Genomic DNA, 23,954 nt, shown 5'->3' with positions numbered 1-23,954 from the left:
TGCGAGCGGGCCGGAGATTTGAGAGCATGACAAAAAAACCGCATCACGCGAAGGTAATAATCCTAGGCTCGGGCCCCGCCGGATATACGGCTGCGGTTTACGCCGCCCGCGCCATGCTCGCGCCGACCCTCATCCAAGGTTCGCAGCCCGGCGGCCAGCTGACCATCACGACCGACGTCGAGAACTATCCGGGCTTCGCCGATCCGATCCAGGGTCCGTGGCTGATGGAGCAGATGCAGGCGCAGGCCGAGCACGTCGGCACGAACATCGTGATGGACCACATCAACAAGGTCGAGCTTCGCACGCGCCCCATCCGTCTCGAAGGCGATAGCGGCGACACCTACACGTGCGACGCGCTCATCATCGCGACGGGCGCGCAGGCGCGTTGGCTTGGCCTGCATTCCGAAGAGCACTTCAAAGGCCACGGCGTATCGGCGTGTGCGACGTGCGACGGCTTCTTCTACAAAGGCAAGGAAGTCGTGGTTGTCGGCGGCGGCAATACGGCCGTCGAGGAAGCGCTGTTTCTGACGAACTTTGCGAGCAAGGTGACGCTTGTTCATCGCCGCGAATTCCTGCGCGCAGAAAAGATTCTGCAAGAGCGGCTGTTCAAGAACCCGAAGGTCGATGTCATCTGGGATAGCGTCGTCGAGGAAATCGTCGGCACGCATTCTCCGAAATCGGTGACGGGCATCGTCCTCAAAAATCTCAAGACCGGCATGACGTCGGAAGTGCCCGCCGACGGCGTTTTCACCGCCATCGGCCACGCGCCCGCGACCGAGCTCTTCAAGGGGCAGCTCGAGATGACGCCGTCGGGCTACCTGATCACGGCGCCGGACTCGACCGCGACAGCCATTCCCGGCGTGTTCGCCGCGGGCGACGTCAAGGACGAGGTCTTCCGCCAGGCCGTGACAGCCGCCGGTATGGGGTGCATGGCCGCCCTCGAGGCTGAACGCTTCCTGACCCAGGTCGAAGACCAGGCCGACGCCGCCGAATAGGCTTCGGGCGCCGTTTGGAACGCAAAAAAGCGCGACAAGACGGCGCTCGGCTAACTAGCCCAGTTGCTATTCTGCTATGCACAGGTTGCATTGCGTCCAGTGCATAGCTAAATGCTATGGCCCATCAACTGCATTCGCAGGCTTCCACAATGGATTGGGATAAGCTTCGCATCTTCCATGCGGCCGCCGAGGCTGGCAGCTTCACTCATGCGGGTGAACAGCTCCACATGAGCCAATCGGCCGTCAGCCGGCAGATTTCAGCGCTTGAAGCGAACCTTCGCGTCACGCTGTTTCATCGCCATGCGCGCGGTCTCGTGCTGACCGAGCAGGGCGAGCTTCTGAACCGGACGGTCGCGGAGGTTTTTGCAAAGCTCCAGACGGCCGAAACGCTGCTCTCGGACTCGACGACGAAACCTTCGGGCGACCTCCGGATCACGGCGCCAATCGGCTTTGGAACGATGTGGTTGACGCCGCGCCTTCGCGAGTTCGGCGAACTTTATCCCGATATCCGCGTCGAACTGATCCTCAACGACGATCAGGTCGATATCGGCATGCGCGCTGCCGATGCTGCGATCTGGACCCGCGAACCCGAGCAGGCCGACCTCATCCGGCGGCCCCTGTTCGAGAGCCGCGTCCGCGCCTTCGCATCCGCGCAATACATCCGCAAATACGGCGCGCCCAAAAGCCTCGCGGATCTCGATCAGCACCGCATCATCGGCTACACGGGACCATCGGCCCAGCATCTCGACGCCATGTCCTGGATCGAGACGGCGGGCCGCAACGGCTCGGGCACGCGCGACGCCGCCCTCCGGGTCAACAGCGTCGTGGCGATCAAATATGCAATCCGTGCCGGTATCGGCGTCGGGATGATCCCGGATTACCTGACCGAGGAGCTGACCGACCTCGTGCCCGTGCTGACGGACATCGAGCAGCCTTCGCTGAATATGGTCTTCGCCTACCCGGAAGAGCTTAAATCCTCGAAAAAAGTCCAGCTGTTACGGGACTTCCTCATCTCGAAGATCTCAAAAAATAGAAACACCTGACGTTAATCGCGATGGTTTAGTTCGCGATCCGGCTGGCGCTACGGAGCCCTTGTCAGCTTATCGTACCTGCGACGAGCACTGATTTGCGGAAACCAGCGCTAGACGCTATCTAACCGGTTCATTCATCCTCATCCGCCGTTCCCGAAGGCTCAACGAAGTCATGGCAAAAACGCTCTACGATAAAATCTTCAACGATCACGTAGTTGAACAGTCGCCGGACGGAACGAGCCTCCTGTATATCGACCGCCACCTCGTCCACGAAGTGACGAGCCCGCAGGCCTTCGAGGGCCTCCGCATGGCCGGCCGTAAGGTGCGCGCTCCGGAAAAGACGCTCGCCGTCGTGGATCACAACGTCCCGACCACCGACCGCACCAAAGGCATCGCCGACGAGCAAAGCCGCGTCCAGGTCGAGACCTTGGCGGCAAACGCGCGCGACTTCGGGATCCAGTACTTCAATGAGCTCGACAAGCGTCAGGGCATCGTTCACGTCGTCGGTCCGGAGCAGGGCTTTACCCTTCCCGGCACCACCATCGTTTGCGGCGACAGCCACACCTCGACGCATGGTGCGTTCGGCGCATTGGCCCACGGCATCGGCACATCCGAGGTCGAGCACGTGCTCGCCACCCAGACGCTGATCCAGAAGAAAGCCAAGAACATGCGGGTGACGGTCGACGGCGTCGCCCCGCACGGCGTCGGCGCCAAAGACATTACCCTGGCGATTATCGGCGAGATCGGCACCGCCGGCGGCACCGGCTCCGTCATCGAGTACGCGGGCGAAGCCATTCGCGCGCTCTCGATGGAAGGCCGGATGACGGTCTGCAACATGTCGATCGAAGGCGGCGCCCGCGCCGGCATGATCGCGCCCGACGAGAAAACCTTCGCTTTCCTCAAGGATCGTCCCAAGGCCCCCAAAGGCGCGGCCTGGGATCTGGCGATGAAATACTGGGAAACGCTGCGCACGGATGAAGGCGCGCACTTCGATCGCGAAGTTCGCCTCGACGCTGCCAAGCTGCCGCCGATCGTTTCCTGGGGCACGAGCCCCGAGGACGTGACGTCGGTCGCGTCCTCTGTTCCCAATCCCGCCGACGTGCACGACGAGAACAAGCGCGCGTCGATGCAGCGTGCGCTCGAATACATGGGCCTGACGCCCGGCACGAAGATAACCGATATCCCGCTCGACGTCGTGTGGATCGGAAGCTGCACGAACGGCCGCATCGAAGACTTGCGGGCCGTGGCCAAGATCGTCGACGGCAAAAAGATCTCGTCGCGCCTTGCGTACGCGATGATCGTTCCAGGCTCTGGTCTCGTCAAAGAGCAGGCAGAAGCCGAAGGCCTCGACAAGATCTTCAAGGATGCCGGATTCGAATGGCGCGAACCGGGCTGCTCGATGTGCCTTGGCATGAACCCGGATCAGCTGAAGCCGGGCCAGCGTTGCGCCTCGACGTCGAACCGTAACTTCGAAGGCCGCCAGGGCTACAAGGGCCGCACGCACCTCGTCTCGCCGATCATGGCGGCAGCTGCAGCACTCGAAGGCCACTTCGTCGACGTGCGAAACTGGCAGTAAAAAAATTGGCAGGCCAAACGGCCTGCCATCATCCACGCCGATCCGATTTCAGTCCGCGCCGTTACGCCGGAACGGCAACCTTGTCGTCGTCCTCACGAACGGCCGAAGCAGCAAGCGCGGGTTGAATGGCAACGCGCATGCTGGCGACCTCTTCCGGCGTGATCTTGAAGAAGCGGTTCTGCAGCCGCTGACGCTTCTCGGCCTGCTTCAGGCTGCCGCCCAGCAGCGTGATCTTGAAATCGCCCGGCGGATAGAGAGCAGGCTCGCCGATCGGCTGGAAGCCGAGCATGTATTTGTAGAACTTCACCCAGTCGGGCCGCGTCGCGATCAGCAGCATCGAAACCTCTGCCGCCTGCGCTGCCGTCAGCGCCGCGCGCACGAGGAAAGCGTAGAGCGTTGTCCGGTACGATGTGTTGCTGACACCCGGCTCGATGGAAAGGCGCGATACTTCGACGAGTGCGCCGTCGACCTTGCTCTTCACTTCCTTCAGCGCGGGATAGTACGGACCGCATGGAAGCGATGAAACCGTCTGCCATGGATGATTGAAGCAAAGTCTTACGCTGCCGACGAGACGGCCCTGATCGTAGGCCCCGAGCAGCACCGTGGTGGGAAGCGTATCGAACCTGTCGGTGTATTTCCCGTTGTCGCTCGAAACGTCATAGCCGATCGCCTGATAGGCGCGCAGCCGAAGCGCGGTTGCCTCGCTGACATCGCTTTCCTTCGACAACACCTTGAGCTCGAAACTCTGCGTGTCGCCATGCCAAGATCCCTCATCGGGCGGCAGGGTGTCTTGCCGGGGACGAAACGATAGCGGTGTCGACATGTATGGAATTCTCGGGATTGGCGGGCGGTGAGCTATGCGAACAGAAAGTTCGCGGAGAGATAGAAGCCTTGTAGCCCACGGCCAACGCGACATTTGTTGTTTTGTTGCGTTAAGATTGCCTGGTTACCTTGTGGGCACAAAACGTTTTTTCGACACTGATGCAGAGGTGCAACTTGACCCGGGATTCGGATGCCGTCGTCCGCTCGAAGTTTGGCGCGGCCGCGGCCGACTACGCGACGTCTGAGGTGCACGCAAAAGGCGAGAGTCTCGCTCGGATCGTCGAGCTTGTGGCACCGCAAAAAACGTGGGTAGCCCTCGATGTTGCGACGGGCGCCGGGCATACGGCCGCCGTCTTCGCGCCCCACGTCGCGACCATCATCGCGAGCGACATCACCGACGAGATGTTGAATGAAGCCGCGAAACTCGCATCGGCGCGCGGGCTCGCCAACATGTCGACGGCGACGGCATCAGCCGGCGCGTTACCGTTCCCAAATGAAAGCTTCGATCTCGTCTGCTGCCGCTTGGCGGCACATCATTTCCCCGATCTCGAAAAGTTCGTCGCCGAGGTTCGCCGCGTTTTGAAAAAGGGCGGCCGCTTCGCCCTCGTCGACAACGTCGCGCCCGATCAGGAGCGGCTTCCCGGCGCGACCCCCGGCGACATCGAAGAGACGATCCGCGCCTACAATGCTTTCGAGAAATTGCGCGATCCGAGCCACGGCTTCGCGCCGCCGCCCGAACTCTGGTGTGATCTTCTTCGCGCCGCCGGGTTCAAGATTGTGGCGCGCGAGCAGATGGAAAAAGAATTGGCGTTCGAGCCATGGGTCTCCCGCATGCGCTGCACGCCCGCGGATATTGCCGAGCTGGAACGAATTTTGAACTCGGGCCCGGCACACCTCAGATCATTTTTGAAGCCGAGGCTCGACGAGAACGGCGCCCTGAATTTCACGCTGCAGGAGCTGCTCCTTGTGGCCGATCCGACAGATCGAAACGAATAACCTTCCTATTTGGTCCAACCGGACCTATCTCCTGCACTCAACTCCGGGAGTGCGCCGCAATGACGACTGATTGGATTCACGCAACGCCACCAACGCTGGCTGATTTCGAAACGCTCGCGCAGGTGGCATGGAATTCGCTCCCGTCCGAGTTCCGCTCGATGGCCGGCGATGTTGTAATTCGCATCGAGGACTTGGCGTCCGACGATCTCCTCGACGAAATGGACATCGAAGACCCGTTCGAGTTGACCGGCCTTTACCACGGTGTGAGCCTTAACCGGCAGGGCGCGACGCCGGAAACCCGCGAGCCGGACATGGTCATTCTTTACCGCCGCGCCATCCTCGACGAATGGGCGTCCAGCGACGAAGAACTCGGCCATCTCGTGGCCCATGTGCTGATCCACGAGATTGGTCATCACTTCGGCTTCTCCGACGACGACATGGAACAGATCGAGGAGCGGGTCTCGGACTGAGCCCGTGGCCGGAAGTCACACCGGCTTAACTCCCTTTGTGTCACAAGATACCGCAGCTTGAGCCGAGAGAAATTTCGGGCCATGTTGTAGTGGCAGGCCGAGCGGGCAGGCGGGGCTCTTCTGAAAGCATGGACGAATGAGAGTGCGACGATTCATTCACGGATTCGTCTTGGGTGTAACTTCGGCTTTATCGGTGGCGTTGCCGACGGTCGCCCACGCCCCTGCCGCCTATGCCCAGGACACCACCACGCCGATACGCGATGGCATCCCGACGCCCGAGCAATACATCTCGACCGTCGGCGGTGACAGCCATCTCGTCGCGCCCGGCGAATTCAAGCTCGACGGCCGCACGCAATACTGCGGCCAGCGGCCGACCGTGATCGACAACAAGCTCGACGATTACGGCGCTGCCTATCCGGGCTTTCTCATCATGAACCCCAAATTGCTCGATCGCGTGTCGACACCGGTCAAGCAGTGGATCTATGCGCACGAGTGCGGCCACCAGTTCCGCGGACCGGATGAGGAAACGGCAGACTGTTTCGCCGTTCAGCGCGGCCGCCGCCAGGGATGGCTTAAGCCTGACGGCCTCGAAGAGATCTGCACCTTCATCACCCCCGCGAAGGGCGACAGCATGCATTTCTCGGGCTCCTACCGCTGCGAATACATGCGCAAGTGCTACGAGGACCCGAATATCCGTTAGCAGCTTGGGCAGCGATCGCTGCCTAGCGACCGCACCAAACTCCGTCATCCCGGCGAAGGCCGGGATCCATCCAGGCCGATGTCTGGTTGTTTCCCCACACTTGGACGGATCCCCGCCTGCTCGGAGATGACGTTGGTGTTTGGATAACGACAGTCAGCCGGATAAACTTATCCCCGTGCCCTGGGGAGCCCTTAAAATCGCAGATCCGCCGACCCGAGGATCTGCAATGCGGCTTGCCGAATACTCTCAGCGCCTTTCCGAGCTTGCTCGAACCGTTAACCGTTGGTTAGCGCTCGCGGCACGGCTCGACGTCCTTCGTCGCGAGAAGGTCGCACTTTACGCCGAGGAGGTGGCGGCGACGCTGGCCCGGGCGGCCGCGAACCTTGCGACGTTGGAAGCTTACCCAAACGACCGCCCCGCGCTACTTTCCGCCACCCGTGAACTCGGACGCATCGCCGGCTACGTCGAAACGATTGTCGCGACGCTTGAAGATCATCTTGACGGGCGCAAGCGCGCTGGCGTTAAACGACGCCTAGAACATTTGCAGCCCTTCGATCTCGAGGCCGCCATCCGGGAGTTCGGTGCTTTCCGGCACGCCCGGCGTCTCGCCTCGGCCGAAGGCTATTTCCGGGCGCTTGCGGACACGTTGCGCGCCTGACGCCCGAAGACTTGAGCGGAGACCTAAGCATGGACAAATTCACGGTTCTGACCGGCGTCGCGGCTCCCCTGCCGATCCGCAACGTCGACACCGACATGATCATCCCGAAGCAGTTCTTGAAAACGATCAAGCGCACGGGCCTCGGCAAGTCGCTGTTCTACGAAATGCGCTTCGACCCGGCGACCGGAAAGGAAATTCCGGATTTCGTCCTGAACAAACCGCAGTACCGCGACGCGACGATCCTCGTCGCGGGCGATAACTTCGGCTGCGGATCGTCGCGCGAGCACGCGCCCTGGGCATTGTTGGATTTCGGCATCCGTTGCGTCATCGCAACCGACTTCGCCGACATCTTCTACAACAACTGCTTCCAGAACGGCATCCTGCCGATCAAGCTGCCACAGAGCGACGTCGACAAGTTGATGGACGACGCCAACCGCGGCGCCAATGCGAAGATCACCGTCGATCTCGAAAAACAGGAAATCAGCGGTCCCGACGGCGGGGTCATCAAGTTCGAAATCGATCCGTTCCGCAAACATTGCCTCTTGAACGGCCTCGATAACATCGGCCTGACGCTCGAGAAGGGTAAGCAAATCTCGTCGTTCGAAACATCGACCGCAGCATCGCGCCCCTGGCTCTGAACTGAGGAACAACCGAGATGGCCAAAACCGTCCATATGATGATCCGCGTACTCGACGAGGCGCGCTCGGTGCGATTCTATGAGGCGTGCTTCGGCCTCAAGGTTGAAGACCGCAAGGAATGGCCGGACTTCACGCTCATCTACATGAAAAATCTCGAGACCGATTTCGAGGTTGAGCTGACCGTCAACAAGGGCCGCACCGAGCCCTATAATCTGGGAGACGGCTACGGCCATCTCGCGTTCGTAACGGGCGATCTCGAAGCGGATCACAAGCGGATAGCGGCCGCCGGCTATCAGCCGAAAGACATCAAGACGATGAACTTCGAAGGCAAACCCTTCGGCACGTTCTTCTTTGTCGAAGATCCGGATGGCTACAAGATCGAGGTTCTTCAGCGCGGCGGACGCTTCCAATAACCGGGGTATAGCCGATCATGGCCGATGACGACTTCAAGTTCGACGCGGCCATGATGGGTCGCCTCGCAGGCGCGCTGTCATTCGTCGTCGGCGCCGATCATGCGGCAACGAAAGCCCTGAAGGCCGCGTCCGAGACGGGCGCAGAAAAAGACATCAAGGCCGCGCGCACGCAATTCCTGCGGCTGAAACCCGGCGATCGCCGCGCCGCTCTGACGATGCTGAACGACTAGAGCCGCTGATCGCGCATGCCCCTCACTCTTGAGCATGCGCTGCTACCCATCGTCTTCGCGATCGTCGCCGCGCTCTACGCATCCGTGGGACAGGCAGGTGGCACCGGCTACATCGCGATCATGAGCCTCGCGGGCTTCGGCCCCGAGGTAATCAAACCCACCGCCCTCGCGCTGAACGTCATCGTCGCCGCCATCGGCTGCGTGAGATTTGCCCGCGCAGGCCTGCTGACGTGGCGAAGCTTCTATCCGTTCGCCATCCTCGGCGCGCCGTTCTCGGTTCTCGGCGGCATCAGCGACTTGCCGCACGGCCTCTACCAACCCGTCGTCGGAATACTGCTGCTCGTCGCAAGCGCGTTGATGATCCGCTCCGCCGGTCGCGCGGCCGAGATCGATCGCGCCGCCGCCATAACGCCGCCGTTCTGGCCCTCCCTCGTGGCGGGAGCCGTCGTCGGATACGTATCGGGGCTGACAGGTGTCGGCGGCGGAATATTCCTCTCCCCCCTCGTGCTCGCTTTCGGCTGGATCGGCACGCGGCAGACCGCAGGCGTTTCCGCGGTCTTCAATCTCTTGAACTCCGCCGCAGCACTCGCCGCGATTTGGACGGTGATCCCCAGAATGCCCGAACCGCTGCCCTGGTGGATGCTGGCTGTCGGAATAGGCGGACTGCTCGGCTCGGGGCTCGGCATCCAATTCCTGCAGCCGAAGGCGTTGCGATACATTCTCGCCGGCCTTCTTCTGGCGGCAGGCGTCAGAATGGTCTTCGTGTAACGACAGTTCTAGATCCGCGATCCGCGCGTAGCGATAAGCGCGCCTGAGAGCGCATCGGCGAAATTGCGCCGCTCATCATCCGTCAGGAATTGTCCGAACAGGACGTCCTTGCCTTGCGCCACGAGATGCAGCGACGTCCGTCCGTCAGGCCGGTCGATCGTGCAGCGAACGCGCGCCCAATAGGGATTGAAATCGAACTCCTCGCGCTTCCCCGATGGATGCACGCGCGTCAGCTTCAAAAGCTCCGGCGACAGCGTCACCGTCTCGTAAAGGCGGCCCGAGCGGTAGTTGAGCTTGAACGCCCAATAGATCAACGCCACGTCGAGCCCGAAAAATCCGAAGACTGGCCACGCCCCCATGAGGAAGAAGACCATGCCGACGATGAAACTGACGAGGCTGATCAGCACCATCATGATCACGAAACCGCTTGGCGGCAGCGACCGGTGCGGATGAAGCACAAACTGCGCTTCTTTCGAGGATTGATTTTCGGACCGATTATCGATCATTTCGCAACGACTGCCCGTCGTACGTCTCTCGCGTGATTTTCCCAAGGGCGCTGCGCATCAACGAAACGGAGTTCTGATGGCCAAAGCGTCCTCTGATATAAGATCAGTAAGCATCCGAAGTTCCGCTTCAAAAGGCAAGCCGGGAAAAGCGGGAACTATCGCCGCAACGAACAGCGCCAAGAAAAACGCCAAACCGGGCCTCTTGAGCGAAGCGGAAATTCGCGAGGTCTTCCGGCGTTTTCACGCCGCAAACCCCGAACCCAAGGGCGAGCTTGAGCATATCAATCCGTACACGCTCCTGGTCGCGGTCGTCCTCTCCGCGCAGGCGACCGATGCCGGCGTCAACAAAGCGACGCGCGCGCTGTTCAAAGCCGCCGACACGCCGGAGAAGATGCTGGCATTGGGCGAAGAGAAGGTCCGCGACTACATAAAAACAATCGGCCTCTTTCGCGCCAAGGCGAAGAACGTCATCGGCCTTTCGCAACGACTCGTCGACGATTTCGGCGGCGAGGTTCCGGCCGACAGTGACATCTTGGAATCGTTACCCGGCGTCGGCCGCAAGACCGCGAACGTTGTGATGAACATTGCGTTTCAACACCCGACGATCGCCGTCGATACGCACGTCTTTCGCGTCGCCAATCGCATCGGCTTGTCGCACGGAACGACGCCGCTCGCCGTCGAAGAAGATTTGCTGCGCGTCATCCCGCCCGAATATCTGATGCACGCGCACCATTGGCTGATCCTGCACGGCCGCTACGTTTGCAAAGCCCGCAAACCCGAATGCTGGCGCTGCCTGATCAACGACCTTTGCCTCTATCCCGACAAGACGCCCGCGCCTTGATCACAGTTGTCATCCTCGGGCTTGTCCCGAGGATCCATGTAGCAGCGCGCTCCGGTACTCTCTGACTGATGGATCCTCGGCATGAAGCCGAGGATGACATGCGAGGAGAATCCGTTGGCTTATGTATCCAGCCGCATCGCGAGGCCGGCTTTCGCCATGTAGTCCTTCGCCTCGGGGATCGAATACGTGCCGAAGTGGAAGATCGACGCCGCGAGCACCGCGCTGGCGTGACCCTTCTCGACGCCGTCGACCAGATGCTGCAGCGTGCCGACACCGCCCGAAGCGATGACGGGAATGGTAACAGCATCCGCGATCGCTCGCGTCAGCGCCACGTCGAAACCGGCCTTCGTTCCGTCGCGATCCATTGACGTGAGAAGAATTTCACCTGCTCCAAGGTCGGCGACCTCGCGCGCATAGGCGATCGCGTCCAGCCCCGTCGCCTTTCGGCCGCCGTGGGTGAAGATTTCCCAGCGCGGCGGCTCGCCCTCGGCGGAAACTTTCTTCGCATCGATCGCGACGACAATGCACTGCGCGCCGAACTTCTCGCTCGCTTCCTTGACGAAGGCGCGATTGTCGACCGCTGCCGTATTGATCGAAACCTTGTCGGCGCCCGCCTCGAGCAGTTTGCGGATATCCTCGACCGTGCGGACGCCGCCGCCGACCGTCAGCGGCATGAAGCACCGGTTTGCGGTGCGCTCGACGACATCGAAGATCGTCTCGCGGTTCTCGTGGCTTGCCGTGATATCGAGGAAGCAGAGTTCATCCGCGCCCGCGGCGTCATAAGCCGCCGCCGCTTCGACCGGATCTCCGGCATCGATGAGGTCGACGAAATTAACCCCTTTGACGACGCGGCCGTCCTTGACGTCGAGGCATGGAATGATGCGGATTTTCAGCATATTGGCAAAGTTTTCTTTCTGCTGTCAGCGCCGCCAAGTATCACGGAGCGAGAGACGGCGTCGAGAATTTTAACCGAACCGCCTGGAACTTTGGATTGATCTCCAAGTTGTGCTGTCACGTGCGGTTGCGCGCAAGCTTTCAAGGAACTGACATTAATGGTCGACGAATTCGCCCCGAAAAACCTTCGCGCCCGTCTCGACGCGGTGCAGGACCGCATTGCCCAGGCTAGAACCCAGCTCGAGGCCCACGGCTTCATCGGCGACCAGGGCGACGCGCTGACGAACTTCATCGATCAGCACGATGCGATCCGGGGCTCTCTCGATACCGAGGGTACCGTCACCGAGATCCAGCACTCCAAGGCATCGGCTCAAACGGATGCGCTCGAAAAGGCGTTGACCGATTGGCTCGGAACCGTCGAGACCCGCTTCTCCAATCCGAAGCGCCGCGAGCCCAACATTTCGATGTGAAAACTTAACTCTTTAACCTCTACACAAATGACCTTTATTCGCCGCGCTCCCTGAGTGCGGCGAATTTTATGTCGGGAAATTTCTCGCTCTTGTACTTGAGCATCCAGGGGCTCTCGGCGAGGTAGATCAGTGCCCCGTCGCGATCCGTCGCGATCTCGCCGCGATGCGCATCTACGAATTTCTGAAGCTTTGCCGGGTCGTCGGCGGAAACCCAGCGCGCCAGTTCGTAAGGCGATTGCTCGAGCGTCACCGGCACGCCGTATTCGACGGCAACGCGCGATTGCAGCACCTCGAATTGCAGCTGTCCGACGACGCCGAGAATCTGCCGCCCGCCGGCAATCGGCGTGAACACCTGCACGATGCCTTCTTCCGCCAAGTCGTCGAGCGCGCGATTGAGCTGCTTCGCCTTCATCGCATCCTGAATAACGACGCGGCGCAAAAGCTCCGGCGCGAAATTCGGAATGCCCGTGAACTTCAGGCTTTCCTTCTCCGTCAGCGTATCGCCGACGCGCAGCGTTCCATGGTTCGGCACGCCGATGATATCGCCGGCCCACGCTTCGTCCGCCGTTTCCCGGCCCTGCCCGAAGAAGAACGTCGGCGAGGATATCGTCATCGCTTTGTTCTCGCGCACGTGAATGAGCTTCATGCCGCGCTTGAAGCGCCCCGAACAAAGACGCACGAACGCCATGCGATCCCGATGGTTCGGGTCCATGTTCGCCTGCACCTTGAACACGAAGCCCGTCACCTGATCTTCGCCGGGCTCGACGGTTCGCTGCGTCGCGGCCCGTGGCAACGGCCCCGGCGCCCATTGCCCGAGCGCGTCGAGCAGCTGCTCGACGCCGAAATTTTTGAGCGCGCTGCCGAAAAAGACGGGCGACAGATGCCCCTCGCGGAACGCCTCGAGGTCGAACTGCGGAAGCGCACCTTGTGCGAGCTCAACGCCTTCGATGGTCCGATCCGCGATGCGCTCGTCGATACCCTCGATCCGCCGCAAGCCTTCGAACGTGTCGAGCGGCTGTGAACGACCATAAGCGGCGCCACGCTCTTCGCTTTCCGGCAGCAGGATCTTGTTGCCGACGAGATCGAGAACGCCACGGAAATCCGAGCCCATGCCGACAGGCCAGCCCATCGGCACGAGATCGAGCGCCAGGTCGGACGCGATCTGATCGAGCAGCGTCAGTGGATCTTCGGCTTCGCGGTCGATCTTGTTGATGAACGTGATGATCGGAATGTCGCGCAGACGGCAAACTTCGAAAAGCTTCCGCGTCTGGCTTTCGATGCCCTTCGCCGCGTCCATCACCATCACGGCCGCATCGACGGCCGAAAGCGTCCGGTACGTATCTTCGCTGAAGTCGGAGTGGCCCGGCGTATCGAGCAGATTGTAGACGATGCCGTTCCGCTCGAACGTCATGACCGACGAAGTGACGGAGATGCCGCGCTGCTGCTCGATCTGCATCCAGTCGGAGCGCGTACGCCGCCGCTCGCCGCGCGCCTTGACGGCGCCCGCCATCTGAATCGCTCCCCCGAACAGCAGAAGCTTTTCCGTCAGCGTCGTCTTGCCGGCGTCAGGATGCGAGATGATCGCGAACGTGCGCCGCCGCGCGATCTCGGGCGGCAGCTCCGCTTCAGCGAGCGAGGATTGGGGCATTAAGTTCAAAAGGATCAGACCTCGACGAGCGAAACGTGGCTCGGTTCGAGCCAGATCTGGTGATATTCGGCGGGCTTTGCGAAAACTTCGCCGACGTGCAATTCGACCAGGCCGTCGTCGAATTTGACGATCGGGAAGGTCTTGCCGACGCAGCCGCGGAAAAGCGTCACCAGCTGCTTGTTGTCCTTCGGCAGATCCGCGGGCACTTTGAGAACGCGGACCTTGTCACCAATGTTCATGCCGTCTCCAGAAGTTCGAGCGCCTCTTTCGGATCGATCCGCCCATCATATAGTGCGCGGCCCGTGATCGCGCCTTCGAGCATGCAATATTCGGGCTTGATCAGCTCGCGGACGTCCGCAATCGAGGCAAGGCCGCCCGAGGCGATCACCGGAATGCGAGTCGCGGCGGCCAACGCCGCCGTCGCCGGCAAATTGAGGCCCTTCAGGACCCCGTCGCGCTCGATGTCCGTATAGATGATCGCGGCGACACCCGCATCCTCGAATCTTTTCGCCAGATCGGCGGCCGTCAGTTCGGACGTCTCCGCCCAGCCCTCGACGGCGACTTTGCCGCCCTTCGCATCGATGCCGACGGCAACCCGCCCCGGAAAGCGCTTCGCAGCCTCGCGAACGAGCGCCGGATCGCGCACCGCGATCGTGCCGAGAATGACGCGGCGAATCCCCTTCTCCAGCCAAGCCTCGATCGTCGCCAGATCGCGGATACCGCCGCCAAGCTGCGCCGGGATCGAGATCGACTTCAAAATCGCCTCGACCGCCGCGCCGTTCACGGGCTTGCCCGCAAACGCGCCGTTGAGGTCGACGATATGCAGATACTTGAAGCCCTGGCGCTCGAAACTGGCCGCCTGCGCCGCCGGATCGTCGTTGAACACGGTCGCGGCGTCCATCTCGCCGAGCTTCAGCCGGACGCACTGGCCGTCCTTGAGGTCGATTGCAGGAAAAAGGATCAACGGGTCTCGCTTGCCTCCGCGACGCCGAATAAAGCGCGCGCGGCCATCAGATTGCTATCTTGGGTTTCTAATTTTCCCGTGCGATCAATCGCGGATCGCGCCCGGCGTCAAGCACCCCCGTTCACGCATTGCGGCCGGCTTGGCGAAGCCAAGTCGCAATGCGAAGACAAAAACATCATGGCCATTGCGTTCCTTAACGAGCCACCGCCAAGCGTCGCACGCCGTCCACTGACCGAGGACGACGCTGTCGACATCTGGATTGCCCGCTGGCTCAAAATCCGCCCCGTGGACCTCCAGCGGCGCTACGCATGCGATCCGCGACGGCTATATGAGATATGGGAGGAGACGCGCTTTCCCGGAAGCCGCAAGCGGGCGCTCGAAGAATTTCAGAGCCGCTTTCCAGGCCTCGAAGCCCGCATCGACCCGGGCCCGCACCGGCGAGTCGCAACTGCGCCGCATCCCGATCAGCTGAGTCTTTTTCCATGAGTTCCGAGAACGCGCCTCGCCACACAGAGAACGCCTCGGCACGGCACCGCCGCGCCAAACCACCAAGGCTCGGCTGAGACGCAACAAAATCACGCGTTTTTCCGGCCGAATCCCCGTATTGCATAGACAATACCGTTAAGTACTTCGCAAGAACATTTTTGGAACAAACGCTGGACAAAGCCCGTGAGTCGTGGCATGTTCTTCCTATGTTCACTGGCGCCCCAAAAGAGGCGCCTCCCCGGGTCAGAGTAGCGTGTTAGACCCTCCCCACAACACTAGGAGAGCCCCCATGCGCACCTACCTCATCTCGTACGATCTCGCCCAACCGAACCGCAACCAGCACGTCCTTGCGCAGGTCATCATGGGCCTCGGCGATAAATGGGCACGGCCGCTCTCCAACACTTGGTACGTAACGTCGGACCGCGAAGAGTTCGAACTTGAGACCGAGCTCAAAGAACTTCTCGCCGAAGAGGACGGTCTGGTGATCCAGGCGACGAAGCGCGAGGCGGTGATGACGAACACGTCGCTCCGCTGGTTCCGTCAGCGCCGTCCGGGTCTCGACCTTGCGCCCGATGGCAACGTCATCGCGTTCCCGCTGCCGGCAGTCGCCGCCGCCGAGCCGATGGAGCCCGAGCTGCCGTTCGCCAGAGCTGGTTGAAAGGCCGGCTGATCTCGAACAAACGAATTCCGGTCTTTGGGCGGGGCGGACTTTCTCCCCCCTCGCCGTTCCCAACGGGTCCGTCCCGTCCAAAGCCCCGGTGTTAGATGCGCCCGACGCAGAAGTGCCTGCAAAGGAAGCCCAGCCCCCCTAGGCTCCCTTTTTGAATAACCCCAGAGTTCCTAGGTTAAGTCAGTTCCTAGCCAAGTCTGTCAACTAGTCCGTACCCAAGTTGCGTTCCTGCGTTCCCGCTTTCCCAGCCCCCCGCACCGGAATGCTCGCCATGAAAACGTTCCTCCTCCATCACACCCCCAAGTCCGCCAACCAGGACACCTGGACGGTGACGTTCTCGCTCCCCTACATCGCGACCGAATATGCGCCCGCCGGCAACGGCGTCTGGTACGTCCGGACGTGGCTCGGAGCCGATCAGATCAAACGCCGCCTCGCGATCCTCTTCGATCACCCTGACGAACTCGGCGTGCACGAGCTTAGCCGCGCTGACAGAGCTTCGACGGGACGGCTGAACTGGCTGCAGGGCCGCCTCGAAGACGACGAACCCGACGAATCATCGTGGCACATGCCGCGCGGCGTCTGGAATGTGCTCCAGTCGGCGGTCAGCACGCTCGCCCGCCCTTCGGAGTGAAGCGTTGAAACCCGCTCTACGCCACTCACGCAAAGCTAGTGCGGCGATGATCGCTCTTTCCTTACCGTCATCCCCGCGTAGGCGGCGATCCGTCCAGGCGTCGACAAAAAGAGATAGCTGTCGGCTCGGCCTGCGCCGGAATGACGATAGACGAATGATGATACGCGAGCATATCCCGACGGAAGACGGGGTTACGGCTTCCAGCCGAGAAAGTTCGCAATCAACTTGAGGCCGAGCTTCTGGCTCTTCTCTGGGTGGAACTGCGTGCCCGCGATATTGCCGTCCGCAACCAGCGCCGTAATCGCCCCGCCGTAGTCCGTCTCGGCGACGACGACGCGGCGCTCCTTAGGCACCATCGCAAAGGAGTGGACGAAGTACGCGTGCCAGCCGTTGGAGCCGGTCGGAATGCCCTCGAGCAGCGCGTGCGGGCTGACGACGTTGAGCGTATTCCAGCCCATGTGGGGAATTTTCAGCGCCGGATCCTTGGGCTCGATGGCGCGAACCTCACCCTTGATCCAGCCGAGACCTGGCGTCTCGACGAACTCGAGGCCGCGCTCGCTCAAGAGCTGCATGCCGACGCAGATGCCAAGAAACGGCCGGCCCTTTCGGCGGACAGCTTCTTCGAGAGCCGGGATCAATCCCGCAACGCGCTCGAGACCGTGTTTGCAGTCGCCATAGGCGCCGACACCCGGCAGCACGATGCGATCGGCGGCGAGCACGTCCTCCGGCCGCGGACTAACGACGATTTTGGATGGAGTGAAGCTATCCCGAGCAGCGCTCTCGAAAGCTTTTGCGGCCGAGTGAAGATTTCCCGACCCGTAATCGATGATGACAACGTTCTGCATTAGCGCTGCGGCCTCAAGCCCCCGCCCCGAAAGGCCAGAAGCGTGAACCACCTTGCGCGGGGGGATTGCCCGGCGCCTTCGGTGTATCGCTCTGAATGACCGGCTGATCGGGCAACCAGCTCTCAAAGAAGCGCCGTTCGCACTCCGCGATCGAGCGTCCGTTGACGACGCCAAGCATGCGCCAGCCTTTTTGATCGAGCATCCAGCGCCTGAGCGTCGAAATCTCGAAGCCGAGATAGATATTGATCATGAGGATGATCAGGCCGATCCAGTCGGGGTCGACTTTGGCCTGGGCCAGCACGTAACTGAGAAGGCCCGTTCCGGCGAGATAAGCGATCGCCATCAGCCATAGGCCATGGGAGAGAAACCCGAGCGGCGGAAAAATGGCCGTCAGCCAGGAAAACCCGTCCTTCACGAACGCCAGCTCGACAGCGCGGTCGACCCGGTCGGAATCGGAAACGGGGGGTTCGTGCACGGTATAGGTCGCCACGGAACTCAAAACTCCTTGGTCCATCGACTCTTGCCGACAGGAGCCAATGCTGCGGAAGGCTTCGCCGGAACTCAGCCTTGCAGCATGCCCTTCGTCGACGGGATACGGCCCGCCTGCCGCGGGTCGAGAGCAATAGCGGCCCTCAGCGCCCGCGCCAAACCCTTATAGCAGGTCTCGGCAATATGGTGATTGTTCTCGCCGTAAAGGTTTTCGACGTGCAGCGTGATGCCGGCGTTCTGCGCAAAGGCCTGGAACCACTCGCGGAATAGCTCCGTGTCCATCTCGCCGACCTTGTGCCGCGAGAAATCGGCTTTCCAGATCAGAAACGGCCGCCCCGAGACGTCGAGCGCAACGCGCGTCAGGGTTTCGTCCATCGGCAGATGCACGTCCGCATAACGCACGATACCGGCCTTGTCGCCGAGCGCTTTGGCGATGGCCTGCCCGATGACGATGCCGGTGTCTTCGGCCGTGTGGTGGAAGTCGATATGCAGATCGCCCTTGGCCCTGAGCGTGATGTCGATCAGCGAATGGCGGGCGAGTTGCTCCAGCATATGATCGAGGAAACCGATCCCCGTCGAAATATCGTACGCGCCCGTCCCGTCGAGATCGACGGTCGCGGAGATCTCGGTCTCCTTGGTCTTGCGCGTGATCGAGGCCTGCCGCTGCTTCACGTGAATCTCTCCGACACCCGTCATATCCTTAATCCACTCTAACACGGCCCGCCCCGGCGGCCGGCTCTCCGAAGGAGAGTCGCCGGGGCAAACGAAGACACTTCCGGACACATGCGAGAGCGTTTATCAGCTTGTGGCCCGCCCGGCCAAGGTCGCCACAGCGGCCCCGTGGCCGCAGGCAACCGGCTTATCTTGCATCCTGCCGTCAAAAGCTTAACTGACGCGGTACAAATGACCCACCAGAGCCCAAATGCTGGCGATTCGTCGTGGCACGCCACCACAATACTCACCGTTCGCAAAGGCGGCCGAGTTGTAGTTGCCGGTGACGGCCAGGTCAGCCTCGGCCAGACGATCATCAAGGCCAATGCCAAGAAGGTCCGCCGCCTCGGCAAGGGCGACGTCATCGGCGGGTTCGCCGGCGCGACGGCGGACGCCTTCACCCTTTTCGAGCGGCTCGAAGCGAAGCTCGAAATGTACCCGGGCCAGTTGACCCGCGCCGCCGTCGAGCTTGCCAAGGACTGGCGCACCGACCGTTTCCTGCGTCGCCTCGAGGCCATGATGATCGTGGCCGATGCGTCGACGACCCTCGTCCTGACCGGCACCGGCGACGTTCTCGAGCCGGAAAACGCCATCGCCGGCATCGGCTCCGGCGGCAATTATGCGCTGGCCGCTGCCCGCGCCCTGATTGACCAGCCCCTCGACGCCGAGGCCATCGCCCGCAAGGCGATGAGTATTGCCGCCGACATTTGCGTCTATACGAACAAGAACATCGTCGTCGAAGCCCTGGACGCACCAGGCTAGCGCCCTTCACCGAGCGAAACGCCAATCGCCAACACCCGGATCACTGACCAGATGCCAAGCGCATTATCACCTGAAGATCTGAAAGCGGCGGTCGAGGCCGGCGTCATCGACGCGGCGCAGGCCGAGAAGTTGCAGGCGATGCGCCAGGGTTCCGCGGTTTTGAGTTCCGCGGTTTTGGGTCCCGATGGCGAACCTGCCATCGCCGATGAAGAGCGCTTTCGCTTCCTCAACGGCTTCAACGACGTCTTCCTGACGATTGGCGTGCTGCTCGTCGCCGGCGCCTTCCTCATCCTGAGTTCGACAAGCGCCTTCGGCATGAGCTGGTTCGGCGCCCTCGCGTTCGCAGCGCTGACCTTCTGGATCTTGAGTGAAATCCTCGTCGGGCGGCTGCGCGCCGTGCTGCCGGGAATAGTGCTCTCCACGCTGTTCGTCGCATTCGCCGCTGCGGCCGTCGTGGTCCAGATGCACTGGAATAACTTCGCCTCATCTCACTGGGACGCCGACTCCGAATTCGCATTCTGGCGCAACCCATCGCTCACGTTCGGCGGACCGGCGCTCGTCGCCGCGATTGTCTATTACCTGCGTTTCCGCCTCCCGTTCGCACTCGCGCTGATCGCGTTCTTCGGCTACGCCGTCGTCAGCAGGAGCCTTCTCCAAATCGTGGAGATCGGCCCGTCGTTCGTCGCCTTCGGCTATGGCCTTGTCGTTCTCGGCGCAGCACTCGCCTACGATGCCCGCGACACGAAACGGATAACCCGCCTCTCCGACTGCGCCTTCTGGCTGCAGCTCGTCGCAGCGCCGCTGATCGTTTCGCCGGTCATCCTTCTCATCAAGCAGTCGACGAACGGCACCCCCACATCGGCGGCCATCTTGGCAACAGTGCTTCTGCTCGCCGTTTTCGCGCTCGCCATCGATCGGCGCGCGCTCCTCGTGTCGTCGCTCATCTACTTCACATACGCCGTCTACGATCTCCTGAGCGGCGGCATTCTCCTGTCGAGCGGCGGAGCCGCCCCCTCGACATTCGTGCTGACGCTCGGCGTCGTCGGCATTTTCGTCCTGTGTCTGGGCGTCTTTTGGCACCCGATCAGGAACAGGCTTTTGCCGCACCTGCAAAAAACCGCCTTTGCTCCCTATCTTCCTGAAGCGAGACAATGACGAATTTTTCACCGCGCGAAATCGTATCCGAACTAGACCGCTACATCGTCGGCCAAGCCGACGCCAAGCGTGCCGTCGCCATAGCCCTCCGTAACCGCTGGCGCCGTCAGCAGTTGACCGGCGAGCTTCGCGACGAAGTTCTGCCGAAGAACATCCTGATGATCGGCCCGACGGGCGTCGGCAAGACGGAGATCTCCCGCCGGTTGGCGAAGCTCGCGGGTGCGCCGTTCCTCAAGGTCGAAGCGACCAAGTTCACCGAGGTCGGCTACGTCGGACGCGACGTCGACAGCATCGTTCGCGATCTCGTTGAAGTCGGCATCGCCCTCGTCAAGGAAACGAAACGCCAAGGCGTCCGCGCGAAAGCCGAAAAATCCGCGGAAGAACGCGTGCTCGATGCGCTCGTCGGCTCCGGCTCGTCCCCCGCGACACGCGACAGCTTCCGCAAGAAACTCCGCAACAATGAATTGAACGACAAGGAGATCGACATCCTCGTCGCCGATACCTCCTCCCCCATCCCCTCGTTCGACATGCCGGGCGGCTCGATGGCGACGATCAACATCGGCGAGATGCTGGGCAAGGCGCTCGGGCAGCGAACGAAGTCGCGCCGAGTCACAGTTCAGGATAGCTTCGACATTCTCATTGCCGAAGAAAGCGACAAGCTGATCGATAGCGATCAGATCGCGGGGGAAGCGATTACCGCCGTCGAAAACAACGGCATCGTGTTCCTTGATGAGATCGATAAGATTTCATCGCGCGGCGACGCTGCGCGCGGCGGTGCCGACGTCTCGCGCGAAGGCGTGCAGCGCGATCTCCTGCCGTTGATCGAAGGCACGACCGTCGCGACCAAGCACGGCCCCGTGAAGACGGATCATATCCTCTTCATCGCCTCGGGCGCGTTCCACGTCTCGAAACCTTCCGACCTCTTGCCGGAATTGCAGGGCCGTCTCCCGATCCGCGTCGAGCTGAATGCTCTGACGCGCGAAGACATGAAGCGCATCCTGACGGAGCCGCAGGTCAGTCTCATCAGGCAATCCGTGGCCCTGCTGCAGACAGAAGGCGTCACGCTCGAATTCAAACCGGACGCGATTGAAGCCATCGCCGACGCGGCCGTCGAGGTGAACTCGACCGTTGAGAACATCGGCGCCCGGCGGCTTCAGACGGTGCTCGAGCGCGTCCTCGACGACGTTTCGTTCGAAGCCTCCGACCGAGGCGTGCAAACCGTGGTAATCGACGGCCCTTACGTGACGGAACGCGTCGGAACCCTTTCGAAGAACGCCGATCTGAGCCGGTTTATCCTGTAATTAACGCTCACGTCCGCGCATGGCGGCCGGCTCGCGGAACGCGAGTCGCCGTGCGCCAACAAAAAGGTAGCGAAAATGTGCCGCTAGGCACTTTTCGCGAACCCCTGTAAAAGGAGCGCTTTCCGAACCGAAAGCATGTTTTCGCTATGACCGCCGCGCCTTTAATCAAGATTGACGCAGACCAGCCCGCCGCCAAGCTCTCGCTCGCGGGGTTGACGCGCGACCGCTTGAAACTGGCGCTCGCCGCGGCCGGCGTTCCGGAAAAGCAGCTCCGCATGCGCGTCGGCCAGCTCTGGAGCTGGATCTACGTACGCGGCGTCAGCCGCTTCGAAGACATGACGGATGTGTCGAAGGATCTGCGCCGCCAGCTCGAAGAGCTGTACACGCTGGATCGTCCCGAGATCGTCTCCGAACAGATCTCCGTCGACGGTACGCGCAAATGGCTCCTCAGGCTCCCGAAGCGCGGTCACGAAGCACGCGCGCCGGAAATCGAAACCGTCTACATCCCCGAGAGCGACCGCGGCACGCTTTGCATTTCGAGCCAGGTCGGCTGCACGCTGAATTGCTCGTTCTGCCACACCGGCACGCAGAAGCTCGTGCGCAATCTCGAGACGGAAGAAATCGTCGCCCAGATCATGCTGGCCCGCGACCGCATCGGTGACTGGCCCGGCGCCAAGGGCCCCGACGACGGCCGTCTGCTGCCGCAGAGCGAACGCAAGATAACGAACGTCGTGCTGATGGGCATGGGCGAGCCGCTCTACAATTTCGACAACGTCAAAGCCGCGATGGATATCGCGTCGGACGGCGAAGGCCTCTCGCTCTCGAAGCGGCGCATCACGCTGTCGACGTCGGGTGTCGTTCCCGAAATTCCGCGTTGGGGCGAAGAAGCCGACACCATGCTCGCCATCTCGCTGCACGCGACGAACGATGCGCTGCGCGACGAACTCGTGCCGCTCAATCGCAAATATCCGATCGCTGAGCTTATCGAGGCCTGCCGCAATTATCCGGGGCTCTCGAATGCACGGCGCATCACGTTCGAATATGTGATGCTGAAAGGCGTCAACGACAGCCTCGCGGAGGCGCGGGCGCTCGTGCGCCTCCTCGCGGGAATTCCCGCCAAAATCAACCTAATCCCGTTCAATCCGTGGCCGAACACGCGTTATGAATGCTCGGATTGGGAAACCATCGAACGATTTGCAGACGTCGTAAATCGGGCTGGTTACGCGAGCCCCGTCCGCACACCCCGCGGACGCGATATTCTTGCGGCCTGCGGGCAACTTAGATCTGAAAGCCTCAAGCTCTCGGCCAGCGAGCGCAACGCCGCGTCCCAGGGCGCCTGACGAGCGGTTCTCCCGCGGTCGCCGCGTTATTTTGATTGAGCCCGCCGCGCTCACTCATATACATTTCGCACGAGATGAGACGCAGGGGCGGGGTCGTCGTGCTACGGTTTCTCAGCACAATAGCGCGTGTTATGTTCGGGTTCGTACTCGCGAGCTTGGCCGCGGGGCTCGTGACCGTGATGTTCGTCACGACACCTATCGACGTGCTGACCGAGCCCATCGAGCGGTTGCCGAAAACGGCTGGCGAAACAATCGAGCTCGGTCTGCTGGCCGCAACGCATCTCGGAATTTTCGCATCCGTCTTCGTTCTCATCGTCGCGATTTTGAGCGAGTCGTTCTCCGTCCGCTCGCTGACGTTCTATCTGTTTGCCGGCGTCGCGATCTCGATGCTCGGCTTCGTCGCGCAATATGAGAGCGAGGTCGTGGGCCAGCCGACGACGATCCTCAACAATTACGCGGTCAAGGCATTCCTCACGATCGGCTTCTTCGGAGGCTTCTTTTATTGGCTCGCCGCCGGTCAGTTTGCAGGACGTCCGCATGGCGAGCGTCAGGCGAGAACGGCATCGGTGCCCCAGACAGCAGAAGCAACAGCTGAAGTGACGGCTGGAGTGACGGCCACGCCATCCGAAGTGGCGCCACGCGCCGAGAATTATAATGACGGCGCCGAAGTCGTGATAACGAGACCGCCGACCGAGGGCGAGCAAACGCGCGGCGGGCGTCCGATCATGCAGCGCCTGACGCTGTCGAAAACAAGATCTGACCGGCAACGGTCCGACGACGCTGCTGCCGCCATGGCAAACGAGAGCGACGACGAGATGATCGATAGCGACGGCAACCCGGCGCCAAACGGCCGCGATAAAACGCAGACGCTGCACTGACCCCCTTCGGGTGGCCGACCTCGCGAACAGTTGATTAACCAACAGTGCGGCAGAACGGCTTCATCG

General features: G+C 61.6%; 30 protein-coding genes. 21 read left to right on the top strand and 9 right to left on the bottom strand.

Features of this window, described 5'->3' with window-relative positions:
- The first annotated feature begins 26 nt into the window (after positions 1-26).
- The 3 genes from trxB to leuC all read left to right on the top strand — a co-directional run bounded on the left by trxB (position 27) and on the right by leuC (position 3,602).
- The gene (gene trxB / locus AACL53_RS20605) at positions 27-995 is read left to right on the top strand and encodes a thioredoxin-disulfide reductase (RefSeq protein ID WP_339086491.1); all 969 of its coding nucleotides are present in this window, start codon (positions 27-29) and stop codon (positions 993-995) included.
- A 149-nt stretch (positions 996-1,144) separates the two neighbouring features.
- Complete coding sequence (locus tag AACL53_RS20600; RefSeq protein WP_339086489.1) at positions 1,145-2,038, top strand: LysR family transcriptional regulator; 894 nt, start codon at positions 1,145-1,147, stop codon at positions 2,036-2,038.
- 160 nt (positions 2,039-2,198) lie between these two features.
- Complete coding sequence (leuC, locus tag AACL53_RS20595) at positions 2,199-3,602, top strand: 3-isopropylmalate dehydratase large subunit (RefSeq protein ID WP_339086488.1); 1,404 nt, start codon at positions 2,199-2,201, stop codon at positions 3,600-3,602.
- Positions 3,603-3,663: 61 nt separating this feature from the next.
- Here leuC and AACL53_RS20590 read toward each other — a convergent pair whose 3' ends face one another.
- The gene (locus tag AACL53_RS20590) at positions 3,664-4,425 is read right to left on the bottom strand and encodes an N-acyl amino acid synthase FeeM domain-containing protein (RefSeq protein WP_339086487.1); all 762 of its coding nucleotides are present in this window, start codon (positions 4,423-4,425) and stop codon (positions 3,664-3,666) included.
- A 173-nt stretch (positions 4,426-4,598) separates the two neighbouring features.
- Here AACL53_RS20590 and AACL53_RS20585 point away from each other — a divergent pair, with 173 nt between their 5' ends.
- The 8 genes from AACL53_RS20585 (at position 4,599) to AACL53_RS20550 (ending at position 9,297) form a co-directional block, all read left to right on the top strand.
- Positions 4,599-5,420, top strand: coding sequence for a class I SAM-dependent methyltransferase (locus tag AACL53_RS20585; RefSeq protein WP_339086486.1), 822 nt, complete (start codon positions 4,599-4,601; stop codon positions 5,418-5,420).
- 59 nt (positions 5,421-5,479) lie between these two features.
- A complete protein-coding gene (locus AACL53_RS20580) occupies positions 5,480-5,890 on the top strand; it encodes a metallopeptidase family protein (protein WP_339086485.1) in 411 nt (136 codons plus the stop codon).
- Between the two features lie 169 nt (positions 5,891-6,059).
- Positions 6,060-6,590 carry a hypothetical protein gene (locus AACL53_RS20575; protein WP_339086484.1) on the top strand — a complete coding sequence of 177 codons (531 nt, stop codon included), beginning with the start codon at positions 6,060-6,062 and terminating at the stop codon, positions 6,588-6,590.
- A gap of 226 nt (positions 6,591-6,816) precedes the next feature.
- On the top strand, positions 6,817-7,248 hold the full coding sequence (locus AACL53_RS20570; protein ID WP_339086483.1) for a hypothetical protein: 432 nt from the start codon (positions 6,817-6,819) through the stop codon (positions 7,246-7,248).
- A 29-nt stretch (positions 7,249-7,277) separates the two neighbouring features.
- Positions 7,278-7,886: a 3-isopropylmalate dehydratase small subunit gene (gene leuD, locus AACL53_RS20565; protein ID WP_339086482.1), complete on the top strand. Its 609-nt coding sequence runs from the start codon at positions 7,278-7,280 to the stop codon at positions 7,884-7,886.
- Between the two features lie 17 nt (positions 7,887-7,903).
- Positions 7,904-8,299, top strand: coding sequence for a VOC family protein (locus tag AACL53_RS20560; protein ID WP_092868840.1), 396 nt, complete (start codon positions 7,904-7,906; stop codon positions 8,297-8,299).
- A gap of 17 nt (positions 8,300-8,316) precedes the next feature.
- Entirely contained in the window at positions 8,317-8,529 is a 213-nt protein-coding gene (locus AACL53_RS20555) for a hypothetical protein (RefSeq protein WP_092868839.1), read from the top strand.
- A 15-nt stretch (positions 8,530-8,544) separates the two neighbouring features.
- Positions 8,545-9,297: a sulfite exporter TauE/SafE family protein gene (locus AACL53_RS20550; protein WP_339086481.1), complete on the top strand. Its 753-nt coding sequence runs from the start codon at positions 8,545-8,547 to the stop codon at positions 9,295-9,297.
- Positions 9,298-9,305: 8 nt separating this feature from the next.
- Here the strand turns inward: AACL53_RS20550 and AACL53_RS20545 are convergent, their stop codons facing one another.
- Positions 9,306-9,803: a DUF2244 domain-containing protein gene (locus AACL53_RS20545; RefSeq protein ID WP_339086480.1), complete on the bottom strand. Its 498-nt coding sequence runs from the start codon at positions 9,801-9,803 to the stop codon at positions 9,306-9,308.
- A 76-nt stretch (positions 9,804-9,879) separates the two neighbouring features.
- Here AACL53_RS20545 and nth point away from each other — a divergent pair, with 76 nt between their 5' ends.
- Complete coding sequence (gene nth / locus AACL53_RS20540; RefSeq protein WP_339086479.1) at positions 9,880-10,644, top strand: endonuclease III; 765 nt, start codon at positions 9,880-9,882, stop codon at positions 10,642-10,644.
- A 119-nt stretch (positions 10,645-10,763) separates the two neighbouring features.
- On the opposite strand, the gene hisF is transcribed toward nth, so the two are convergent.
- Positions 10,764-11,540, bottom strand: coding sequence for an imidazole glycerol phosphate synthase subunit HisF (gene hisF / locus AACL53_RS20535; RefSeq protein ID WP_339086477.1), 777 nt, complete (start codon positions 11,538-11,540; stop codon positions 10,764-10,766).
- A 156-nt stretch (positions 11,541-11,696) separates the two neighbouring features.
- On the opposite strand from hisF, the gene AACL53_RS20530 reads away from it, so the two are divergent.
- A complete protein-coding gene (locus tag AACL53_RS20530) occupies positions 11,697-12,008 on the top strand; it encodes a hypothetical protein (protein WP_339086475.1) in 312 nt (103 codons plus the stop codon).
- A 34-nt stretch (positions 12,009-12,042) separates the two neighbouring features.
- On the opposite strand, the gene AACL53_RS20525 is transcribed toward AACL53_RS20530, so the two are convergent.
- The 3 genes from AACL53_RS20525 to hisA are packed head-to-tail and all read right to left on the bottom strand — an operon-like array spanning position 12,043 to position 14,620.
- Positions 12,043-13,656 (bottom strand): peptide chain release factor 3, encoded by a 1,614-nt coding sequence (locus tag AACL53_RS20525; protein ID WP_339087008.1) that lies wholly within the window; start codon positions 13,654-13,656, stop codon positions 12,043-12,045.
- A 14-nt stretch (positions 13,657-13,670) separates the two neighbouring features.
- Complete coding sequence (locus AACL53_RS20520) at positions 13,671-13,895, bottom strand: hypothetical protein (protein WP_339086474.1); 225 nt, start codon at positions 13,893-13,895, stop codon at positions 13,671-13,673.
- Positions 13,892-14,620, bottom strand: a complete 729-nt coding sequence (gene hisA / locus AACL53_RS20515) for a 1-(5-phosphoribosyl)-5-[(5-phosphoribosylamino)methylideneamino]imidazole-4-carboxamide isomerase (protein WP_339086473.1) — start codon at positions 14,618-14,620, stop codon at positions 13,892-13,894. The genes AACL53_RS20520 and hisA overlap by 4 nt, the downstream gene beginning before the upstream one ends.
- Before the next feature lie 177 nt (positions 14,621-14,797).
- On the opposite strand from hisA, the gene AACL53_RS20510 reads away from it, so the two are divergent.
- From AACL53_RS20510 to AACL53_RS20500, 3 genes are all read left to right on the top strand, one after another.
- Complete coding sequence (locus AACL53_RS20510; protein ID WP_339086472.1) at positions 14,798-15,106, top strand: hypothetical protein; 309 nt, start codon at positions 14,798-14,800, stop codon at positions 15,104-15,106.
- A 289-nt stretch (positions 15,107-15,395) separates the two neighbouring features.
- On the top strand, positions 15,396-15,764 hold the full coding sequence (locus tag AACL53_RS20505) for a hypothetical protein (RefSeq protein WP_092868830.1): 369 nt from the start codon (positions 15,396-15,398) through the stop codon (positions 15,762-15,764).
- Between the two features lie 283 nt (positions 15,765-16,047).
- Positions 16,048-16,407 (top strand): hypothetical protein, encoded by a 360-nt coding sequence (locus AACL53_RS20500; protein WP_339086470.1) that lies wholly within the window; start codon positions 16,048-16,050, stop codon positions 16,405-16,407.
- 191 nt (positions 16,408-16,598) lie between these two features.
- Here AACL53_RS20500 and hisH read toward each other — a convergent pair whose 3' ends face one another.
- From hisH to hisB, 3 genes are all read right to left on the bottom strand, one after another.
- Positions 16,599-17,252, bottom strand: coding sequence for an imidazole glycerol phosphate synthase subunit HisH (gene hisH / locus AACL53_RS20495; protein WP_339086469.1), 654 nt, complete (start codon positions 17,250-17,252; stop codon positions 16,599-16,601).
- A gap of 13 nt (positions 17,253-17,265) precedes the next feature.
- Positions 17,266-17,742, bottom strand: a complete 477-nt coding sequence (locus AACL53_RS20490) for a DUF2628 domain-containing protein (protein ID WP_339086468.1) — start codon at positions 17,740-17,742, stop codon at positions 17,266-17,268.
- 71 nt (positions 17,743-17,813) lie between these two features.
- Positions 17,814-18,437: an imidazoleglycerol-phosphate dehydratase HisB gene (gene hisB / locus AACL53_RS20485; RefSeq protein ID WP_339086467.1), complete on the bottom strand. Its 624-nt coding sequence runs from the start codon at positions 18,435-18,437 to the stop codon at positions 17,814-17,816.
- Positions 18,438-18,644: 207 nt separating this feature from the next.
- Here hisB and hslV point away from each other — a divergent pair, with 207 nt between their 5' ends.
- From hslV to AACL53_RS20460, 5 genes are all read left to right on the top strand, one after another.
- On the top strand, positions 18,645-19,214 hold the full coding sequence (hslV, locus tag AACL53_RS20480) for an ATP-dependent protease subunit HslV (RefSeq protein ID WP_339087007.1): 570 nt from the start codon (positions 18,645-18,647) through the stop codon (positions 19,212-19,214).
- A gap of 51 nt (positions 19,215-19,265) precedes the next feature.
- Positions 19,266-20,369, top strand: coding sequence for a hypothetical protein (locus tag AACL53_RS20475; RefSeq protein WP_339086466.1), 1,104 nt, complete (start codon positions 19,266-19,268; stop codon positions 20,367-20,369).
- Positions 20,366-21,670 (top strand): ATP-dependent protease ATPase subunit HslU, encoded by a 1,305-nt coding sequence (hslU, locus tag AACL53_RS20470; protein WP_339086465.1) that lies wholly within the window; start codon positions 20,366-20,368, stop codon positions 21,668-21,670. Before AACL53_RS20475 ends, hslU begins: the two co-directional genes overlap by 4 nt.
- 146 nt (positions 21,671-21,816) lie before the next feature.
- Complete coding sequence (gene rlmN, locus AACL53_RS20465; RefSeq protein ID WP_339086464.1) at positions 21,817-23,010, top strand: 23S rRNA (adenine(2503)-C(2))-methyltransferase RlmN; 1,194 nt, start codon at positions 21,817-21,819, stop codon at positions 23,008-23,010.
- A gap of 131 nt (positions 23,011-23,141) precedes the next feature.
- Complete coding sequence (locus tag AACL53_RS20460) at positions 23,142-23,888, top strand: hypothetical protein (protein WP_339086463.1); 747 nt, start codon at positions 23,142-23,144, stop codon at positions 23,886-23,888.
- Positions 23,889-23,954 lie beyond the last annotated feature (66 nt).

The organism is Hyphomicrobium sp. ghe19 (assembly GCF_902712875.1).
Taxonomy (GTDB): Bacteria; Pseudomonadota; Alphaproteobacteria; order Rhizobiales; family Hyphomicrobiaceae; genus Hyphomicrobium_B.
The sequence above is the reverse complement of the archived record's forward strand: the minus strand, read 5'-3'. Positions and strand labels throughout refer to the sequence as shown.

Excerpts from the sequence above, each read along its gene's own strand:
- trxB (WP_339086491.1), top strand. The coding sequence starts at position 27 with ATGACAAAAAAACCGCATCACGCGAAGGTAATAATCCTAGGCTCGGGC.
- AACL53_RS20600 (WP_339086489.1), top strand. The coding sequence starts at position 1,145 with ATGGATTGGGATAAGCTTCGCATCTTCCATGCGGCCGCCGAGGCTGGC.
- leuC (WP_339086488.1), top strand. The coding sequence starts at position 2,199 with ATGGCAAAAACGCTCTACGATAAAATCTTCAACGATCACGTAGTTGAA.
- AACL53_RS20590 (WP_339086487.1), bottom strand. The coding sequence starts at position 4,425 with ATGTCGACACCGCTATCGTTTCGTCCCCGGCAAGACACCCTGCCGCCC.
- AACL53_RS20580 (WP_339086485.1), top strand. The coding sequence starts at position 5,480 with ATGACGACTGATTGGATTCACGCAACGCCACCAACGCTGGCTGATTTC.
- AACL53_RS20570 (WP_339086483.1), top strand. The coding sequence starts at position 6,817 with ATGCGGCTTGCCGAATACTCTCAGCGCCTTTCCGAGCTTGCTCGAACC.
- leuD (WP_339086482.1), top strand. The coding sequence starts at position 7,278 with ATGGACAAATTCACGGTTCTGACCGGCGTCGCGGCTCCCCTGCCGATC.
- AACL53_RS20560 (WP_092868840.1), top strand. The coding sequence starts at position 7,904 with ATGGCCAAAACCGTCCATATGATGATCCGCGTACTCGACGAGGCGCGC.
- AACL53_RS20555 (WP_092868839.1), top strand. The coding sequence starts at position 8,317 with ATGGCCGATGACGACTTCAAGTTCGACGCGGCCATGATGGGTCGCCTC.
- AACL53_RS20550 (WP_339086481.1), top strand. The coding sequence starts at position 8,545 with ATGCCCCTCACTCTTGAGCATGCGCTGCTACCCATCGTCTTCGCGATC.
- AACL53_RS20545 (WP_339086480.1), bottom strand. The coding sequence starts at position 9,803 with ATGATCGATAATCGGTCCGAAAATCAATCCTCGAAAGAAGCGCAGTTT.
- nth (WP_339086479.1), top strand. The coding sequence starts at position 9,880 with ATGGCCAAAGCGTCCTCTGATATAAGATCAGTAAGCATCCGAAGTTCC.
- hisF (WP_339086477.1), bottom strand. The coding sequence starts at position 11,540 with ATGCTGAAAATCCGCATCATTCCATGCCTCGACGTCAAGGACGGCCGC.
- AACL53_RS20530 (WP_339086475.1), top strand. The coding sequence starts at position 11,697 with ATGGTCGACGAATTCGCCCCGAAAAACCTTCGCGCCCGTCTCGACGCG.
- AACL53_RS20525 (WP_339087008.1), bottom strand. The coding sequence starts at position 13,656 with ATGCCCCAATCCTCGCTCGCTGAAGCGGAGCTGCCGCCCGAGATCGCG.
- AACL53_RS20520 (WP_339086474.1), bottom strand. The coding sequence starts at position 13,895 with ATGAACATTGGTGACAAGGTCCGCGTTCTCAAAGTGCCCGCGGATCTG.
- AACL53_RS20510 (WP_339086472.1), top strand. The coding sequence starts at position 14,798 with ATGGCCATTGCGTTCCTTAACGAGCCACCGCCAAGCGTCGCACGCCGT.
- AACL53_RS20505 (WP_092868830.1), top strand. The coding sequence starts at position 15,396 with ATGCGCACCTACCTCATCTCGTACGATCTCGCCCAACCGAACCGCAAC.
- AACL53_RS20500 (WP_339086470.1), top strand. The coding sequence starts at position 16,048 with ATGAAAACGTTCCTCCTCCATCACACCCCCAAGTCCGCCAACCAGGAC.
- hisH (WP_339086469.1), bottom strand. The coding sequence starts at position 17,252 with ATGCAGAACGTTGTCATCATCGATTACGGGTCGGGAAATCTTCACTCG.
- hisB (WP_339086467.1), bottom strand. The coding sequence starts at position 18,437 with ATGACGGGTGTCGGAGAGATTCACGTGAAGCAGCGGCAGGCCTCGATC.
- hslV (WP_339087007.1), top strand. The coding sequence starts at position 18,645 with ATGACCCACCAGAGCCCAAATGCTGGCGATTCGTCGTGGCACGCCACC.
- AACL53_RS20475 (WP_339086466.1), top strand. The coding sequence starts at position 19,266 with ATGCCAAGCGCATTATCACCTGAAGATCTGAAAGCGGCGGTCGAGGCC.
- hslU (WP_339086465.1), top strand. The coding sequence starts at position 20,366 with ATGACGAATTTTTCACCGCGCGAAATCGTATCCGAACTAGACCGCTAC.
- rlmN (WP_339086464.1), top strand. The coding sequence starts at position 21,817 with ATGACCGCCGCGCCTTTAATCAAGATTGACGCAGACCAGCCCGCCGCC.
- AACL53_RS20460 (WP_339086463.1), top strand. The coding sequence starts at position 23,142 with ATGTTCGGGTTCGTACTCGCGAGCTTGGCCGCGGGGCTCGTGACCGTG.